We start from the raw sequence: 16147 nt of genomic DNA on the forward strand, positions 1-16147 counted from the left end.
GGGGGAAAAGCAGCAGGGGAGCCGACTCAGGAACCGGCAGCTTACCGTTCCTCTCGGAAGTAGCTGAGGCCCAGACTTGCAGGCGGCTGCTTTTCCATGTTGTTGCGCAGGCTGGAGATCACCAGCACCACCACGGTGACCACATACGGCAGCATCTTGTACAGCTCCTTCACGGCCATCTGGCTGCCGGTGGGGATGTACAGATACAGGATGTACAGGCCGCCGAACAGGATGGAGGCCAGGACACTGACATTGGGACGCCAGATGGTGAAGATCACCAGGGCGATGGCCAGCCAGCCGCGGTCGCCGAAGGCGTTGTTGGACCACACGCCGCTGGCGTAGTCCATCACGTAGTACAGGCCGCCGAGACCGGCGATCATGCTGCCCACGCAGGTGGCCAGGTACTTATACCGGGTGACGTTGATGCCGGCGGCGTCGGCGGTGGAGGCGCTTTCACCCACGGAGCGCAGGTGCAGGCCGGGGCGGGTGTGCTTCAGGAAATAGGAGGACAGCAGGGCCAGGATAATGGCCAGATACGCCAGGAAGCCATAGGACAGGAAGATCTGGCCGAACCAGCCCAGACTCTTGGCAAAGGGCAGGGACTTGGCAAAATAGCCGCTGGTGGCGGACAGGGCAATGGAGGGGACCTCACTGCCGGTGAGCTTGATCAGGGAGCCGCCGAAGAAGTTGCCGATGCCCACGCCGAAGGTGGTCATGGTCAGACCGGTAACGTTCTGGTTGGCCCGCAGGGTCACCGTCAGGAAGCAGTACAGCAGGCCCATCAGCAGAGAGCCCAGCAGGGAGCACAGCATGGGGATCAGAATGGCCAGAAAGCCGCTCATCTGGTCGGCGGGCACGGCCTGCTCATAGAAGAACGCGCCGATGACGCCGCAGATACCGCCCACATACATGATGCCGGGGATACCCAGGTTCAGATTGCCGGACTTCTCGGTGAGGATCTCGCCGGTGCTGCCGTACAGCAGGGGGATACCCTGCATGACCGCGCGGGGGATGAAGGATACAATATCAAAATTCATTTTCTCACGCCTCCTTCTTTCCGGAAGAACGGAACTGGACCTTGTAGTTGATGAAGAACTCGCAGCCGATGATGAAGAACAGGATGATGCCCGTCAGGATATCGGAGAAGGAGCGGTTCAGGCCGAAGGCCGTGGAGATCTCGCTGGCGCCGCGGCTGAGGACCACCAGCAGCAGGGACACGAAGATCATGATAATGGGGTTGAATTTCGCCATCCAGGACACCATAACGGCGGTGAAGCCGCGGCCGTCCACGATGGTGGTGGTCATGGTGTGGTCGGTGCTGGAGGTCAGCAGCAGACCGATGAGGCCGCACAGTGCGCCGGACAGGGCCATGGTCCGGATAATGACCCGGTCCACCTTGATACCGGCATAGCTGGCGGTGCGGCGGCTCTCGCCCACCACGGCGATCTCATAGCCCTGCTTGCTGTAGTTCAGATAAATGTACATCAGACCCGTCATCACGGCTACCACCAGAATGGCCAGCAGATACTTCTGGTTGCCGATGGTGGGCAGCCAGCCGGCCTGGGAGTCCTGGTTGATGATGCCGATCATACTGAATCATGGTGCTCATGCCTGATCATCTCCCTTCATTAAAATATAGACATACCACAGCAGCATTGCTGCCGCACATACACCTATGAGTGCAATTAGCATTTGCATAAGATTCATCCTCCTTTTTTTGCTGTCCCCAATATCATAAAACCTTTCCTCTAAAAATGGCATTAGTCATCTTTTGTGCGTTTAAAGATGAAATAAAGATTACAACCAACCCAAAAGCCATGCCATAGGAAAGGCGATAACGATCGTACTGATACAGACACACGCCAAAACCAGTAAGGGCATTCCAACAAAGATGGAGATGAAGCCAAGTAGCGGATGATGCCAAATAAAGCGCTCCGCTTTTTGCGTCAAATCTCTGTTCAAATCTTCTCGCCGCATTTGTAATGCTCATAATTGTTCACCTCATTTCTTTCTTGCAAGGCCATAATACCGCTTAAAGTATTAAGTGGGGAAAAGGGTCCTGCAATCGAAACTAAGACTGTATAAGTCTTTAAGAAAAAAGAGTCAGACCCGGAAGAGGACTGACTCATTCATATAATGATTTTGAAATTGTATTTTCGAGAAGAGAATACCCTTGACAAATCTCGTCTCAAAAACTTCTGCTCGAGAAGTATGCAGCTGAGAAAGGATTCACCAACACCCTCTTCCTGTATGACGACGGTTACTCTGGAACGAACTTCAATCGCCCAGGCTGGCAGCAGGTCATGGAACTGATGGAAAACGGTCAGGTGGAAACACTCATCGTCAAGGATTATTGTGCGATAATAGGACTAAATCAGAAAGACCTTGAAAATCAAGGCATTCTGGCTTAGTCCCTTCTTTTTTTGACCGAAAACAAAGGACTTTCACAATAATCAAGCAAGCCGGAGGGTGCTGCTGCACACTTCCGGCAGAAGGAGGATATAGTGGGTGCTATCAAAGTCTTCTTGAAGGAGGTTCTGCTTCCAATCGCGCTTGCGTTCTGCCTCGCGTCATTTCTCAAGCCGATCTATATGCCTGACGGCGTATGTGACTACTTCCTTATGTGGATCTGCGTCGGCTTGCCATTCGGCATCCGGAGGATGTGCCTCTGGCTCGTTCCCAGCGGCTACGGTATCTCCGGCTCAGTCGGCATCTTCGCATTGAACTTAATCATAGGCGGTCTTATCGGAGGACTTGCCTTCTTCATCGGGCTGCTGCTCGGTGTCATTCATACCATCCGAGAAATCATCTGAACTACATCGTAAACGAAGAGGGTTTGTTTCTTCTCCAATTTGGAGTAAGAAGCAAACCCTCTTTTTTTGTTGCCCAAAAGCCGCAATATTTGCTGGCGATGCGGCGAAAGAAAGGAGTTTTTAAGCATGAAACGCATGACAGCCGGTGATCTGCAAGCACTGGAATTGCTGATGCAGACCACACCCGGCTTTGAGCATTATGACAGCGGTGTGGATGGCATTCTCCCTGAGTGCCGAAGCTGCCGCTTTCATCGTCCCTTCTGGAAATATCAGTCCTGCGTGTTTGCGGAGTGTCCCTACTGCTGCAATCCCGTTTCAACCCTCAAAAATCAAAGTGGCACATCTGATGCCGGAAAGGAAGCCAGTCATGGATAACAAAATCGAAATCTTCAAGAATGAACAGTTTGGTGAGGTAAGAACGATCCTCGAAGGAGAAAAAGTTCTGTTCTGTGCAGCAGATGTTGCAAAGGCACTCGGTTACACCAACCCGAACAAGGCGGTCAACGACCATTGCAGGGCTATAACGAAACGTTCTACCCCTATCAGCGGGAAAGTTCAGAGTATCAACTTCATCCCGGAAGGAGACGTTTATCGGCTAATTATTCGCAGCAAACTTCCTGCGGCTGAAAAGTTTGAACTGTGGGTATTTGATGAGGTCATTCCTACCATTCGCAAGACCGGCGGCTACATGACGGACTCCCTTCTGGAACGCATTCAGAAGGAACCTGCGGTCATTGTGGAGTTTGCTCAGGCGTTGATTCTGGAAAAGAATCGTGTGAAGGCTCTTGAGTGTGAGCTGAACACGGCGAAGCCCAAAGCCGATTACTACGACGCCTTCATCAATCCGGATGACTGCACCAATATCCGAACGACGGCGAAGGAACTGAAAATCCCGGAGCGCAAGTTCGTCCAGTTCCTTCTCAGAGAGAAGTACCTGTTCCGATCTCCCTCCGGTCAGCTTCTTCCCTACAACAAGGACAGCAACGCCGGACTGTTCATCGTCCGCGATTTTGTGACGTACTGCTACACCGGTTCTCAGACCTACTTCACGCCGAAGGGCAAGGAGGTCATCCGAATGAAGTTCCAGAAAAAGTGTGCCGAAGAGCTGCTTCCCAAGATGGCAAGGTGATTTTCGTGGCAGTCTATCGCGTAAACAAGAATCGTGGCTATACGGTCATGGCGAACTTCCACCTTCGAGACAAGAGCCTGTCACTCAAGGCAGTCGGTCTTCTCTCAAAGATGCTCTCGTTCAATGATGGCTGGAAGTTCTCAACCAAGGGACTTTCTGCAATCTGCAAGGAAGGTCCGGATGCCATTCTCTCCGCGCTCCGTGAGCTTGAAAAGCACGGCTACCTTGTCCGGCACCGGCAGAGAGACGGTAAAGGCAGGATGAGCAGCACAATCTTTGAGATATACGAAGAGCCGCAGGAGTCAACGCCAGAACGGGAAATGCCACACACGGGAAATCCATGTGTGGAGAAGCCAGATGTGGATAATCCACACGGGGATAAGTCCGCACAAATAAATACTGATCAAGTAATTACCCAAGAAAGAAATACTCTCTCAAAGAACTATCAATCCATCAATCTTGATGGGATGGACAGGATGGATGAGCGAAGCGAGTATGAAGAGATTATCAAAGAGAATCTTGATTACGACATTCTCTGTCAGGATCCGAAGTTCGATAAAGACCGCTTCCGGGAGATCATGGACATCATGCTGGATGCCGTCTGTTCCACTGCGCCGACCATCCGCATCAATGGCGAGGATATGCCGCAGCAAGTGGTTAAGTCCCGCTTTCTCAAGCTGAATAGCAGCCACATAGAGTACGTTCTGGAAGCAATGAACAAGAACCCGTCAGACATCCGTAATATCCGGGCGTACCTGTTGACCGCTCTGTATAACGCCTCTCTGACGATAGACAATTACTACTCCGCCCTCGTCAACCATGATTTCTACGGGCAGGACAGATCGGCAGGGTCAAAGAAGCCGAAGACCTACGATTATAGCCTTTGTGAAGACACTCTTTAATGAATACCATCGTGAGCAATGCTCGGAAAGGAGGACAGTGTAAATGAAAATCATCTATCGCCGGATTGTGCCGCCTTAGCTTCGGCATCAGTCCCCATAATCATTCCAACGAAAGGAGGTAAACGCCGCAATGCAGGATGAAGTCAACACCAAAGTTGTTGCAATCATGATCAAGGGCGGCAAAATCTCAGCCGAGGTGCTGAAAAAGGCACTGGACAAGTTCGTGCAGGAGATTGAGAAGGCGCAGAAGCAGATGCAGCAGCCCAAAACCTATCGCGGCAAACAGTCCATCAAGCATCTGATGAGCCAGAACGCCGCCATCTCCAACATCGAAGTAACGGACGGCAACATCAAGTCCTTTGAGCGGACTGCCAGCAAATACGGTTTGGACTTTGCGCTCAAGAAGGATGTTTCCGTAGAGCCGCCCAGCTATCTTGTCTTCTTCAAGGGACGGGACGTTGATGTCATGACCGCCGCCTTCAAAGAGTTCTCCGCCAAGACGGTCAAGCAGAAGGAACAGCCGTCCATCCGGCACAAGCTGGATCAGGAGAAAGCCCAAAGCAAGGCGCAGCATAAGGAGAAAGTCAAGGTCAAGACCAAGGATCGGGGTGTGGAGCTGTGAACAAACCCGATGTGAAGAAGCTCATTCTTCTGAACCTTCCGTATGCCTTTGCCTTCTACTTTGCGGATAAGATCGCCGCTGTGTTCCGTCTCGCCCCCGGCACGGAGTTCATCGACAAGCTGACAAACGGCTTTGCCGTGTTCGGCACTGCCTTTGCAAATCCGCTGCCCAGCTTTCATCCCGTCGATCTGCTCGTTGGTCTGTCGGCTGGCGTGTTGCTCAAGCTGGCGGTCTACGTCAAGGGCAAAAACCGCAAGAAGTTCCGGCAGGGCGAAGAATACGGATCTGCACGATGGGGCAAGCCAGAGGACATCAAGCCGTACATGGACCCGGAGTTCTCGAACAACGTCATCTTGACGCAGACGGAGTTCCTGACCATGAACAGCCGCCCGAAGCAGCCGAAATACGCCCGCAACAAAAACATCCTCGTCATCGGCGGTTCCGGCTCAGGCAAGACGCGCTTTTTCGTCAAACCTAACCTGATGCAGATGCACAGCAGCTACGTTGTGACTGACCCGAAGGGTACGGTGCTGGTGGAGTGCGGCAAAATGCTTGAAAAGGGCGGCTACGTCATCAAGTCGCTGAACACCATCAATTTCCGGAAATCCATGCACTACAACCCTTTTAGCTACATCCGCAGCGAGAAGGACATCCTCAAGTTGGTCAATACGATCATCGTCAACACGAAGGGAGATGGCGATAAGTCCGGCGAAGATTTCTGGGTCAAGGCGGAAAAGCTCTACTACACAGCCCTCATCGGCTACATCTGGTACGAGGCACCCGACCACGAGAAAAACTTTACTACCCTACTCGAAATGATCAATGCCTCAGAAGCCAGAGAGGACGATGAGACCTTCAAGAACCCAGTGGATGTCATGTTCGATGAGCTGGAAGCCCGCGACCCTGACCACTTTGCGGTCAAGCAATACCGCAAATACAAGCTGGCGGCTGGCAAAACCGCGAAGTCGATCTTGATTTCCTGCGGTGCAAGGCTTGCGCCCTTCGACATTGCAGAGCTGCGGGAGCTGATGAGCTACGACGAGATGGAGCTGGACACCATCGGAGACCGGAAGACGGCGCTGTTCGTCATCATTTCCGATACCGATGATACATTCAATTTTGTCGTGGCAATCATGTATTCCCAGCTCTTCAACCTTTTGTGCGACAAAGCAGATGACGTTTACAACGGACGACTTCCCGTCCATGTGCGATGTCTGCTGGATGAATTTGCGAACATCGGTCAAATCCCGAAGTTTGATAAGCTCATCGCCACCATCCGTAGCCGGGAAATTTCGGCGTCAATCATCTTGCAGTCCCAGTCTCAGCTCAAGACCATCTACAAGGACGCGGCGGACACCATCACGGGCAACTGTGACTGCACACTTTTCCTCGGTGGAAAAGAAAAATCGACCCTCAAGGAAATCAGCGAGGTGCTGGGCAAGGAGACAATCGACCTTTACAACACCTCAGAAACCCGTTCCAACAACAACTCCTATGGCTTGAACTATCAGAAAACCGGCAAGGAACTGATGTCTCAGGATGAGATCGCCGTCATGGACGGAGCTAAGTGTATTTTGCAGCTTCGAGGCGTGAGACCTTTTCTCAGTAACAAATACGACATTACGAAGCATCCAAAGTACCGGCAGCTCTCCGACTATAACAAGCGGAACGCCTTTGACATCGAGAAGTACCGGCAGCACAAGCTGGTAGTCAAGCCCGATGACACATTCGACCTCTATGATATGGGCGAGGTCGAAGCGGATTAAAGCCCCGTCGCTGCACTGCGCAGTGGGTAAAGCCTGATGGCTCATCCCAAAGCAGAACAGCGACGGGGCTTCTTTTTTTATGCCCATTTTCAAAAATACACACTCAACTTTCATCGATTCAAGGAGGAAAATCTATGGCTTTTATCAATCAGGCTGTCACGGTTCTTCAGACGCTCGTTATCGCCCTCGGCGCAGGTCTCGCAGTGTGGGGTGTTGTCAACCTCATGGAAGGCTACGGCAACGACAACCCCGGCGCTAAGTCTCAGGGCATCAAGCAGCTCATGGCTGGCGGCGGTGTGGTGCTGATCGGCACGACCCTTATCCCCCTGCTCTCCGGTTTGTTCGGCTAATCCACGGCAAGCCCAGCTTAACCGAAGGGTGGTGAAATATTGGGCAGCATTTTAGAAAAGATCGAACAGGCTCTCAAGGATATGCTGATCGGATGGATCGAGAGCAACCTGACCAATATGTTCACCGATGTCAACGAGAAGGTAGGAACGATTGCCGCCGAGGTCGGTCAAACTCCGTCCGGCTGGAACGGCGGCGTGTACCAGATGATCCGGGGACTATCCGAAAACGTGATAGTCCCCATCGCTGGTATCATCATCACCTTTGTTTTGTGCTACGAGCTGATTTCCATGATCACCGAGAAAAACAACCTTCACGACATGGACACTTGGATGTTCTTCAAGTGGTTTTTCAAGGCGGCTGTGGCGATCTATCTCGTGACGCACACCTTTGACATCGTGATGGCAGTATTCGACATCGGGCAGAACGTAGTTTCCGGTGCAGCAGGAGTAATCCACGGCAACACCAGCATTGACATTGACGCGACGATTGCGCAGATGCGTACCGGCATGGAGAACATGGGCGTCGGAGAACTGCTCGGTCTGTCAATAGAAACGCTTCTGATCAGCTTGTGCCTCAAAATCATGGCGATCCTCATTACGGTCATTCTCTACGGGCGCATGATTGAGATTTACTGCACCGTGAGCATTGCGCCTATTCCCATCGCAACCATGAGCAACCGCGAATGGGGCAGCATCGGCACAAACTATCTGAAAGGCTTGTTCGCTCTGGCATTTCAGGGCTTCCTCATCATGGTCTGCGTCGGCATCTATGCGGTGCTGATCAACGGCATGATCATCGCAGACAACATTCATTCGGCTCTGTTCTCTGTGGCAGCGTACACGGTTATTCTGTGCTTCTCGCTGTTCAAGACCGGAAGCCTCGCAAAATCCATTTTCCATGCGCACTAAGGAGGTCGGCAGCATGAAGAAGTACAGCATCATCTACGCCGATCCCCCTTGGGCGTATCGGACTTACTCCAAGAAGGGACAGGGACGGTCGGCAGAAAGCCACTACCCGACAATGTGCATTGAGGACATCAAGGCACTTCCGGTCGGTGAGCTTGCCGCGAAGGACTGCGCCCTGTTTCTCTGGATCACGTTCCCGTGCCTCTGTGAAGCACTCGAAGTGCTGACGGCATGGGGCTTTTCTTATAAGACCGTGGCTTTTGTATGGGTGAAGCAAAACCGCAGGAACGATGACCTCTTTACCGGCATGGGGTACTGGACAAGGGCAAACGCCGAAATCTGCATCCTTGCTACAAAGGGACACCCGAAGCGAGTTGACGCCGGTGTGCGTCAGGTCATCCTCAGCCACATCGAAGAGCATTCCAAAAAGCCGGATGAAGCGCGGGAGCGCATTGTTCGGCTCATGGGAGACCTTCCCCGCGTAGAGCTTTTTGCCCGTCAGTCTCCCGAAGGCTGGGATGTTTGGGGCAACGAGGTCGAATGCACGGCGCATCTTCCTATGGAGGAAGCACCATGCTGCGGCTAAAACCCATCTCTCTTCGTGACGCCAACGAGTATGTCCGGCAGCATCACCGGCATCACAAGCCGGTTGCCGGTCACAAGTTTTCCATCGGCTGTGAAGCAGACGGTGAGCTGGTCGGCGTAATCATCGCCGGGCGTCCTGTCAGCCGGTATCTGGATGACGGCTTCACGTTGGAGGTCACAAGGCTATGCACCAATGGCGCAAAGAACGCTTGCAGCTTTCTCTACGGCGCGGCGGCAAGAGCTGCTGCGGCTATGGGCTATAAGCGCATCATCACCTACACGCTGGAAAGTGAAAACGGTGCAAGCCTTCGGGCTTCCGGCTGGATCTGTCAAGGCAAAGCGGGTGGGCTTCGTTGGACGGGCAAGCGTCAGCCGAAGGAGGATCAATATCCCGCACAAATGAAGCTGCGCTATGAAAAGCAGCTCGGAAAGGAGGAAACAGTCAATGGCATTTGTTCCGGTCCCGAAGGATCTTAACCGCGTCAAAACGAAGGTCATGTTCAACCTGACTAAGCGGCAGCTCGTTTGTTTTTCCATCGCTGCGGCAGTCGGCGTCCCGATCTTCTTTCTGGCGAAGGCGCATCTCGACTTATCTACGGCGGCAATGCTGATGGTGGTCATCATGCTCCCGTTCATCTTCTTCGCGCTTTATGAGAAGGACGGTCAGCCCGCCGAGAAGTATCTGTACCACATCGTACAGTCCATGTTTATCCGGGACAAGGTGCGTCCCTATCGCACAAACAATCTCTACGCTGAAATTCAGCAGAAAATCAAAGAACAGGAGGAATTGCAGCTTGAACAACAGCACAGCAAAGGCAAAGCCTAAGATGACCGTCAAAAACGGCGTCGTTTACGGCGACGCCCTTTCCGCTCAGGAAAAGAAGCGGATCGTCGTGCAGAAGAAAAAGGACAGGAAGGCAAAGAAAGTCCGCAAGTCCGCCCAGCAGACCATCCCCTATGTGGAGATGTGCCGTGACGGTATTTGCAAGGTGAACAGCCGCCTCTACACGAAGTCCATCGCCTTTGAGGACATCAACTACCAGCTTGCGCAGAACGAGGACAAAACTGCCATCTTTGAGAACTGGTGCGACTTTCTGAACTACTTCGACAGCTCGATCTTCGTCCAGCTCTCCTTCATCAATCAGAAGGCAAGTCTCAATGAGTTCCGCAAGCGCATCAACATTCCGGCACAGGAGGACGCCTTCAACGACATCCGCTCCGAGTATTCCGGTATGCTGCAAAGCCAGCTCACCAAGGGCAACAACGGATTGGTCAAGAGGAAGTACATCACCTTCGGCATTGAGGCGGACTCCCTCCGCACGGCAAAGCCGAAGCTCGAACGCATTGAAACCGACATTCTCAATAACTTCAAAACTCTCGGCGTGAGAACCGAGCCGCTGTCCGGCTACGAACGGCTGAAAGTGCTTCATGATGTGTTCAATATGGACAGCAATGAGCCGTTCCGCTTTTCCTTCGATATGGTTGCCCGGACAGGACTTTCCAGCAAGGACTTCATCGCTCCCACTTCCTTTGACTTCCGTGAAGGCAAGTGCTTCAAGATGGGCAAAACCATCGGCGCGGTGAGCTTCCTGCAAATCCTCGCGCCGGAACTCAATGACCGTATGCTTGCCGACTTCCTTGAGATGGACAGCAACATCACGGTCAATTTTCATATCCGGACGATTGACCAGGCGAAGGCGATCAAGAGCATCAAGTCGAAGATCACCGACCTCGACAAGATGAAGATTGAAGAGCAGAAAAAGGCAGTCCGCTCCGGCTACGATATGGACATCATCCCGTCCGATCTCGCCACCTTTGGCGGTGAGGCGAAGCGTCTGTTGCAGGATCTCCAGACCCGCAATGAGAGACTGTTTCTTGTGACCATCCTCATCATGAATACGGCAACCAATCGCCAGAAGCTCGAAAATGCGGTGTTCCAGACCGCCGCCATTGCCCAAAAGTATAACTGTGCGCTCAAGCGTCTTGACTTTCAGCAGGAGGAAGGGCTGATGTCCTCTCTGCCTATCGGCATCAATCAGGTGGAGATCGAACGCGGACTGACCACTTCCAGCACGGCGGTTTTCGTGCCATTCACCACGCAGGAGCTTTTTCAGGGCGGCGAAGCTCTCTACTACGGGCTGAACGCGCTGTCCAACAACATGATCATGGTTGACCGCAAGCAGCTCAAAAACCCCAACGGGCTGATCTTGGGTACACCCGGTTCCGGTAAGTCCTTCTCCGCCAAGCGCGAAATGACGAACGCCTTCCTCATCACGGAGGATGACATCATCGTCTGCGACCCCGAAGCCGAGTATTTTCCCCTCGTGCAGAAGCTCGGCGGTCAGGTCATCCGCATTTCGCCGGTCAGCACGGATTACATCAATCCGCTGGACATCAACACGAACTACTCCGAAGAGGAAAACCCGCTGACGCTGAAATCCGACTTCATCCTCTCCATGTGTGAGCTGATTGTTGGCGGCAAGGACGGCTTGCAGCCGGTTGAGAAGACCATCATTGACCGCAGTGTTCGCATGGTCTATCAGGAGTTTCTTGCAGACCCCAAACCGGAGAAAATGCCGATCCTTGAAGACCTCTACAACATTCTGAGAAATCAGAAGGAGCCGGAGGCACAGCGCATCGCAACTGCCCTTGAAATCTATGTTCACGGCTCTCTGAACGTCTTCAATCACAGAACGAATGTGGATGTCAACAACCGCTTCGTCTGCTATGACATCCGCGAACTCGGCAAGCAGCTCAAAAAGCTCGGTATGCTGATCGTGCAGGATCAGGTGTGGAACAGAGTTACCATCAACCGCGCCCAGCACAAGGCAACGCGCTACTACATGGACGAGTTCCACCTTTTGCTGAAAGAGGAACAGACCGCCGCGTACAGCGTGGAAATCTGGAAGCGTTTCAGAAAATGGGGCGGCATCCCGACCGGAATCACGCAGAATGTCAAGGATCTTCTTGCCTCCCGCGAGGTGGAGAACATTTTTGAAAACTCGGATTTTGTCTACCTTCTGAATCAGGCGTCCGGCGACCGGCAGATTCTCTCGAAGGCGCTGAACATCTCGCCCAGCCAGCAGAACTACATCACCAATTCCAATGCCGGTGAGGGGCTGATCTTCTACGGCTCGACCATCGTTCCCTTCAAGGACGATTTCCCGAAGGACACCCAGCTCTACCGCATCATGACCACCCGTTTAGAAGAAACCGTACAGAACTAAGGAGGATTTTTGAACATGAACAACAAGATGATTACCATTCCCTACGCGGACGCTATCGAATACGGAGAGAACACCTCCGCGCTGTTTAAGGCTCTGTGGGAGCTGACCGATCTGATCCGACTGGAAAGCGACCTCAAGAAGCATCACCGCGCCTACCTCCATGTGAGGGAGGACATCGACGAAAAGGTCAAGGAGGCGCGTCAGATTATGACCAAGGTATCTGTGGATATGATCGGTTTCTACTTCAAGGTTGATGTTCCCAAGTGCAGCAACAGCGATGAGAATACCCCTTTCGCTGACGCGGCGGATGATGAAACCGTATCTATCCCCAAGGACAAGTATGAGCTGATGATCGACGATCTGCTCACGATGTCCGAAATCATTCAGTGCGTCGCAGATATGCGCACGCAGGATATGAAGGCAATCCGCGAGTTCGGCAAGTTCGTCCCCGCCTTTGCCGCCTTTGAGAAGAACCGCCTGAGCCTCTATCGTGAGGCGGCGAAGGAAGCCGAGGAAATCTTCGACCGTTGGGCAGACGAGATTGACGATCTCGACGAGGACTTCATGGAAGATGAGGACTATGAGCCGGACGAGTATTACTCCGACTGATGCCCATTGAAATGTTATCGGGTTTCACAGCCAACATTTCAATGGAAACACAAATCCAACAGAACAGGAGGTACACCACCATACAACTTGACATCATTCATACCGGCGATTGCCTTGAAATCCTGAAAACTCTGCCCGATGACAGCGTTCATTGCTGTGTGACGTCCCCTCCGTATTACGCGCTCCGCGATTACGGCATGGATGCTCAGATCGGCAGAGAGACAACGCCGAAGGAATATATCTCGCGCCTGACGGAAGTGTTTACCGAAGTCAGGCGCGTTTTGCGCCCGGATGGAACGCTCTGGCTGAACATTTCGGACACCTACGCCGGAAAAGGAAATCAGGGCGATTTTGTTGACCCGAAGAACCCCAACGGCAGAACCGGTCAGGCTGTGGCTCTCAATAACAAGGTTGAGGGCTGCAAGCCGAAAGACATGATCGGCATTCCGTGGATGTTGGCTTTTGCTCTCCGCGATACCGGATGGTATCTGCGCAACGACATCATCTGGATGAAGGATAACCCCATGCCGGAGAGCGTGAAAGACCGCCTATCCCGCTGCTATGAGCATATTTTCCTGTTCTCCAAGTCGAGGAAGTATTTCTTCGACTACAAGGCAATCTCCGAGCCGATTGCCACTGCAACGGCAGAACGCCTCAAGCGCGGCATGAAGGGCGGTAACAAATACGGAAAGCCCGTTCCCGGTCAGCCTCAGCCGCAGTCCATCAACCGCCCCCGTGAGCATGGCGAGATCAAGGATTGTGACATCAATCCGCTTCGCAACAAACGCGATGTCTGGAAGATCAACACCGTTCCCTTCAAGGGCGGTCACTATGCCGCCTACCCTCCGAAGCTGGTTGAAACCTGTCTTCTCGCCGGTTGTCCCGAAGGCGGCATTGTGCTTGATCCCTTCATGGGAAGCGGCACAACGGGAATGGTTGCTGCGCAGATGGGGCGTCATTTCGTGGGCATCGAGCTGAACCCTGAATACACCGAGCTTGCCTACAAGCGGATTGGAGGTGAAATCTGATGGCGAAGGAACCGGAACTCAAAGCCCGTGACAAGGTGGTCGTGCGGATGACGCGGGAAGGCGCGGTTGAGGAAAACCTGACGGCTGGCACCGAGCAGCGTGTGTCAAAGCGGCTGGAAGATGCGGAGCTGGTGAAGCCCGTTGAGACAGTCGAGCCTTCCGAAGCTCTTTCCCCAGAGGAACAGAAAAAGGTGCAGATGCGCCGTCAGCAGCGTCAGTTTCAGGCGGAACACGCCGAGGATAACGACACACAGCCGCCCTCGGAAACGTCCGTCACAGAAGAGAAAAGGGCAGAAAATCCACCCCAGAATGCACCCGAACCGCTGCCCGTGTCAGAGACTCCGTTCAAGCCTCCTGCTTTGGAGCAGCACGGCGTTTCTTCTCATACCGGCACGGTGATTGCCGAAACGGTTGTTACGCACAAGCTGAGCAAGACCTCGGCAGTGGAGGCAGTGGATGCGGATGCCGTTCTCTCCCAAGCGGCAGAGACTTCCTCCGCAAAGCCGGTCTCGGATGATGCCGTCCCGCCCACGAAGCGGATACAGAAGCTCGAAAGGAAGTCCGAGAAGGCGCATGAACGTCTGGATGCCGCCCGTGAAAAGCTGCCCACGCACAAGGTTCTCAAGAAGGAGCGCGTTTTTGATGAAGAGACCGGCAAGGGCAAAACCCGCCTTCATTTTGAGGATGAGCTGAAAAACCCAAAGGGCAAAGGCAAGCTGCAATTTGAAGCGGATAAAACCGTCCGCAAGGTCGGTGACACCCTCGCTTCCGGCATTCACGGCAAAATCCATGAGGTCGAACAGGAAAACACGGCGGTTGAGGCGGCGCATAAAACGGAGATCGCCGCTGAGACTGCCGCTCGGCATTTCCGTCATCATCGGGAAAGCAGCGTCAACAAGCCCTACGAGAAGGTCTCCAAGCTGGAACACAAGGCGGATGCTGCGGATGCGAAGCTCCAATATGAGAGAAATCAGCAGGAGCATCCTGAGATGAAGAAGCAGAACATGAACAAGCACTACCAGAAGCAGAGCATCAAGAAGGAATATGCCGCCGCTCGAAATGCCGGGTCTCAGACTGCCGGGACTGCCACAAAGAATACCGGCAAGAAGCTCGGTGAAAAGGTGTCCGACAAGATCAAGGAGTTCTTTGAGAAGAACAAGAAGGTCTTCATCTGGATCGGCGTCGGAATTGCCCTTCTCGTTTTGCTCGGTGCCGGAATCAGCTCGTGTTCGATGCTCTCCTCTACCGGCTCGTCGGTTATTGCATCCTCTTATCTCAGCGAGGACGACGCGATGCTTGGCGCGGAGGCGCAGTATTGCCGGATGGAGCAAGAGCTGCAAAGCTATCTGGATAACTATGAAAGCACCCATGACTATGACGAGTATCACTTTGATCTGGATGATATTGAGCATGACCCCTATGTGCTGATCTCCATCCTCTCGGCTCTCCATGAGGGCGAGTTCACGCTGGATGAGGTGCAGGGTACGCTCCAAATGCTGTTTGAAAAGCAGTACATCCTCACCGAAGAGGTTATCGTCGAAACCAGATACCGCACGGAAACCAACACATGGACGGACGCAGACGGCAACACGCACACGGAAACCTATCGCGTCCCGTATGACTACTACATCTGCAACGTGAAGCTCGAAAACTTCAATCTCTCCCACGTCCCGGTCTACATCATGTCTCAGGAACAGCTCTCCATGTACGCAACGTATATGTCGGTGCTGGGCAACCGCGAGGATCTGTTCGGTGACTCTCCCTATGTGGACAAGTACATCACCAATCCTCCCGCCGACTACGATGTCAACCCGGAATACCTGAACGACGAGAAGTTTGCAACGCTGATTACCGAGGCGGAAAAGTATCTCGGCTATCCGTATGTGTGGGGCGGCTCCAATCCCGACACGTCCTTTGACTGCTCCGGCTTCGTCAGCTACGTTCTCACGAACAGCGGACTTGTAAATACCGGACGGCTTGGCGCACAGGGCCTTTACAACATCAGTACGCCGGTTTCAAAGGCGAATGCACAGCCCGGTGATCTTATCTTTTTCGTCGGAACGTATGACACCCCCGGCGTGTCTCACGTCGGCATTTATGTTGGTGATGGGGTCATGATCCACTGCGGCGATCCCATTCAGTACACATCCATCAACTCTTCCTACTGGCAGCAGCATTTCTACGCCTTCGGAAGACCCGCCTATTAAAAG

The 16147-nt window shown here is 53.1% G+C and carries 19 protein-coding genes; 16 read left to right on the forward strand and 3 right to left on the reverse strand.

Annotated elements, in window-relative coordinates:
- Positions 1-41: 41 nt before the first annotated feature.
- The 3 genes from KJS28_RS02140 to KJS28_RS02150 form a co-directional block, all read right to left on the reverse strand.
- A complete protein-coding gene (locus KJS28_RS02140) occupies positions 42-1037 on the reverse strand; it encodes an ABC transporter permease (protein WP_213541556.1) in 996 nt (331 codons plus the stop codon).
- A 4-nt stretch (positions 1038-1041) separates the two neighbouring features.
- Positions 1042-1590, reverse strand: a complete 549-nt coding sequence (locus KJS28_RS02145) for an ABC transporter permease subunit (RefSeq protein ID WP_213540293.1) — start codon at positions 1588-1590, stop codon at positions 1042-1044.
- Between the two features lie 142 nt (positions 1591-1732).
- Entirely contained in the window at positions 1733-1990 is a 258-nt protein-coding gene (locus KJS28_RS02150; RefSeq protein ID WP_228298419.1) for a hypothetical protein, read from the reverse strand.
- 190 nt (positions 1991-2180) lie between these two features.
- On the opposite strand from KJS28_RS02150, the gene KJS28_RS12605 reads away from it, so the two are divergent.
- The 16 genes from KJS28_RS12605 to KJS28_RS02230 all read left to right on the forward strand — a co-directional run bounded on the left by KJS28_RS12605 (position 2181) and on the right by KJS28_RS02230 (position 16144).
- Positions 2181-2411 (forward strand): recombinase family protein, encoded by a 231-nt coding sequence (locus KJS28_RS12605; protein WP_213542204.1) that lies wholly within the window; start codon positions 2181-2183, stop codon positions 2409-2411.
- A 93-nt stretch (positions 2412-2504) separates the two neighbouring features.
- Positions 2505-2813 (forward strand): DUF6050 family protein, encoded by a 309-nt coding sequence (locus KJS28_RS02160; protein ID WP_005934801.1) that lies wholly within the window; start codon positions 2505-2507, stop codon positions 2811-2813.
- A 126-nt stretch (positions 2814-2939) separates the two neighbouring features.
- Positions 2940-3188: a hypothetical protein gene (locus KJS28_RS02165; protein WP_040650084.1), complete on the forward strand. Its 249-nt coding sequence runs from the start codon at positions 2940-2942 to the stop codon at positions 3186-3188.
- On the forward strand, positions 3181-3942 hold the full coding sequence (locus KJS28_RS02170; RefSeq protein WP_213541557.1) for a phage antirepressor KilAC domain-containing protein: 762 nt from the start codon (positions 3181-3183) through the stop codon (positions 3940-3942). The genes KJS28_RS02165 and KJS28_RS02170 overlap by 8 nt, the downstream gene beginning before the upstream one ends.
- Positions 3939-4844: a DUF6017 domain-containing protein gene (locus KJS28_RS02175; RefSeq protein ID WP_213541558.1), complete on the forward strand. Its 906-nt coding sequence runs from the start codon at positions 3939-3941 to the stop codon at positions 4842-4844. Before KJS28_RS02170 ends, KJS28_RS02175 begins: the two co-directional genes overlap by 4 nt.
- Positions 4845-4974: 130 nt before the next feature.
- Entirely contained in the window at positions 4975-5466 is a 492-nt protein-coding gene (locus tag KJS28_RS02180) for a PcfB family protein (protein ID WP_005934796.1), read from the forward strand.
- Entirely contained in the window at positions 5463-7232 is a 1770-nt protein-coding gene (locus KJS28_RS02185; protein WP_213541559.1) for a VirD4-like conjugal transfer protein, CD1115 family, read from the forward strand. The genes KJS28_RS02180 and KJS28_RS02185 overlap by 4 nt, the downstream gene beginning before the upstream one ends.
- Before the next feature lie 134 nt (positions 7233-7366).
- Positions 7367-7582, forward strand: coding sequence for a Maff2 family mobile element protein (locus tag KJS28_RS02190; protein ID WP_005934794.1), 216 nt, complete (start codon positions 7367-7369; stop codon positions 7580-7582).
- Positions 7583-7621: 39 nt separating this feature from the next.
- On the forward strand, positions 7622-8491 hold the full coding sequence (locus tag KJS28_RS02195; RefSeq protein WP_005934793.1) for a VirB6/TrbL-like conjugal transfer protein, CD1112 family: 870 nt from the start codon (positions 7622-7624) through the stop codon (positions 8489-8491).
- Positions 8481-9074, forward strand: a complete 594-nt coding sequence (locus KJS28_RS02200; protein WP_444860187.1) for an MT-A70 family methyltransferase — start codon at positions 8481-8483, stop codon at positions 9072-9074. The genes KJS28_RS02195 and KJS28_RS02200 overlap by 11 nt, the downstream gene beginning before the upstream one ends.
- Positions 9062-9550 (forward strand): XF1762 family protein, encoded by a 489-nt coding sequence (locus KJS28_RS02205; protein ID WP_113999280.1) that lies wholly within the window; start codon positions 9062-9064, stop codon positions 9548-9550. Before KJS28_RS02200 ends, KJS28_RS02205 begins: the two co-directional genes overlap by 13 nt.
- Positions 9519-9899, forward strand: coding sequence for a PrgI family protein (locus KJS28_RS02210; protein WP_113999279.1), 381 nt, complete (start codon positions 9519-9521; stop codon positions 9897-9899). Before KJS28_RS02205 ends, KJS28_RS02210 begins: the two co-directional genes overlap by 32 nt.
- Position 9900: 1 nt before the next feature.
- Entirely contained in the window at positions 9901-12300 is a 2400-nt protein-coding gene (locus KJS28_RS02215) for a VirB4-like conjugal transfer ATPase, CD1110 family (protein ID WP_213542205.1), read from the forward strand.
- Positions 12301-12315: 15 nt separating this feature from the next.
- Positions 12316-12909 (forward strand): nitrogen fixation protein, encoded by a 594-nt coding sequence (locus KJS28_RS02220; protein WP_213541561.1) that lies wholly within the window; start codon positions 12316-12318, stop codon positions 12907-12909.
- Between the two features lie 41 nt (positions 12910-12950).
- Entirely contained in the window at positions 12951-13937 is a 987-nt protein-coding gene (locus tag KJS28_RS02225; RefSeq protein WP_228298452.1) for a DNA-methyltransferase, read from the forward strand.
- A complete protein-coding gene (locus tag KJS28_RS02230; protein WP_213541562.1) occupies positions 13937-16144 on the forward strand; it encodes a C40 family peptidase in 2208 nt (735 codons plus the stop codon). The genes KJS28_RS02225 and KJS28_RS02230 overlap by 1 nt, the downstream gene beginning before the upstream one ends.
- Positions 16145-16147: the final 3 nt, after the last annotated feature.

Source organism: Vescimonas coprocola (genome assembly GCF_018408575.1).
Lineage (GTDB): Bacteria > Bacillota > Clostridia > Oscillospirales > Oscillospiraceae > Vescimonas > Vescimonas coprocola.